The organism is Microcoleus sp. C2D2 (assembly GCF_036702495.1).
Taxonomy (GTDB): Bacteria; Cyanobacteriota; Cyanobacteriia; order Cyanobacteriales; family Microcoleaceae; genus Microcoleus.
In genome coordinates this window covers 1-2,073 of sequence record NZ_JAUBTO010000353.1, presented here as the reverse complement: position 1 = coordinate 2,073, position 2,073 = coordinate 1, and the positions used below count along the sequence as shown (strand labels likewise).

Sequence of the window (2,073 nt, the reverse complement as noted above, 5' to 3'; positions counted from 1 at the left end):
ATCAGGCTCGTTAATTGGTAGGATTTCTACGGTTAAAAAGTTTGAGTATTGCTGAAAGGACGCAACATTTTAAGGTCTGTTGCTGAATTAAGAATCCCTGTCCTTTAGGTCAGGGAGTGTCAACTGTAGTAGGTATTGTGAAACTTAACGCTGCGGCTTTCCAATAAAAATCCCGCTCTTGTGGAGCGGGAAAGCCATCAGGGTGCATCTATTTATCTGACTCTAACTCATGGGGGGTATAACCCCTCATCGCTTTAGCAACTCTTTACAATTAGCCGATTTTTGTAAAGATTTAGGTGTTATGTTGACTTATGAGCAATCTTATGATTCATAAGATTGCCGGAGGGCGATCTTGAGCTTGGGGAAATGAAGATGGCTGGACTCAATAAAATTGGAAACAAAGACATCAGATACGATCTGATTTCGTGGATGATTCCAGCTTAGTCAGGAAAACACCTGAATTCATCTTAGTTAATGGAATAGAGCAGGGATTGTGAGAGCGATGGTTTGTCAGAAACTCGTTAAGTTAGCAGTTAGTCCACCTTAAGAGGGTGGGTAAAACGGATACCTCGCCGACGTAAATAACTACGGATGCCACGACCTGTATAACATTTGTCACCTACTACTCTTTTCGGAGGTAGACGCGGACGACCTGCACCCGGGCGCTTGACGGCTCCTTGTTCCATCAATTGTTCTAAAAATATTGACTCGTTACGTTGACCAGGACGATCGCAAAAAAGTTATGGGTTTACCTTTACCCTCACAACGGATGTGTATTTTGGTACTAAAACCACCTCTGGAACGACCTAGTTTCTCCTGTGATTCGCCCCTTTTTTTCCACCAGCCGCGTGTTGGTGTGCGCGTATTACGCTGCCATCAACGTAAGGAATCTCTCAATCTAACTTTCCTTGTCGATCGGCATCGGCTTGCAGGCGTTCTAAGACTTGCTGCCAAATATTGGCTTTTTGCCACCGATATAGCAATCCTAAATCATTTGTGAATTTCTTACTCCCGAACCGCGGGTTCGGGGAGGGTTGGGGTGGGGTAAAAAATTTACGACTCATTTAGGGTTGCTATATAAGTAAGTGAAACTTACGAGTGGGAAGAGCATATTTTGTTTACAGAAGCACGAAGCCCAGTTTGTTTATAAAGAAGTACAGACCTACATCAAAAATGGAATTGAGTTGCACAAAGGTGACACCGTATTTGATGTAGGAGCAAATATTGGCTTGTTTATCCTGCCTCGCTTCACGAAAGCGGTGCCTTCGCGATTAGTGGCAATTGTAGTGATGACCGTTGCTGCGATCGTTTTATTGGAATGTTCCACCAATTCTATCTGTACCAGGTCTCTTAAAACTTAATACAATATTTTTCCAATAAAAATCCCGCTCTTTTGGAACGGGAAAGCCATCAGGGTGCATCTATATATGTATGTCACTATAACTCATAGGGGGTATAACCCCTCCGAGCTTTATTAAATCTTTACAATTCGCCGATTTTTATAAAGATTTAGGTTTTTATTGGACTTATAAGCAATTTTGTGATTAATTGTCTGCCGACTGGCAATCTTCAGCTTAGGGAAATAAAGAGCCTGGAAACTATGATAAAAAATGAAAAACACTATGAATACGCTCAAGAATGCGCCCCAAGAGTTGAATATTTAATATTGAAACTTAAAATTATCAGGTAAACGCATCATATCGATTCCGGTTGCACCGGAATGATGGGAGTGGGGAGTCGGGAGTCGGGAGTCGGGGAATGTGGAATTATTGACCTTGACAGTATCATTCCCATGGAATCGGAAACGATATCACAAATAAAATGGTAAAGCGCCTACTGATAGAAGATGCTGATATTTATTAAGTCAAATGAGTGTCTTCTGAATTACCAAAATTATAAGCTCCCTTACCATGCTTCAGCAAATGGTGCAGCAAATACCATAATACGGCTAGATTTGCGATAAATACTAACTTAAGTACCGTGATACGTTGAACTAAGGACTGAAAAATAAATAACTTGATGAATTACTAAGTTTGAGGTACGGCTCTATAGTTCCATTTTGGCAAGTATTCA

1 protein-coding gene and 1 pseudogene are annotated in these 2,073 nt (G+C 41.1%); both read right to left on the bottom strand.

The genetic code is table 11. From position 1 onward, the window contains the following. Positions 1-741: 741 nt before the first annotated feature. Positions 742-878, bottom strand: a pseudogene (locus QUB61_RS39075) (IS5/IS1182 family transposase); the annotation flags it as partial. A gap of 15 nt (positions 879-893) precedes the next feature. Further along, a complete protein-coding gene (locus QUB61_RS39070; protein ID WP_333133917.1) occupies positions 894-1,064 on the bottom strand; it encodes a hypothetical protein in 171 nt (56 codons plus the stop codon). Between the last annotated feature and the right edge of the window lie 1,009 nt (positions 1,065-2,073).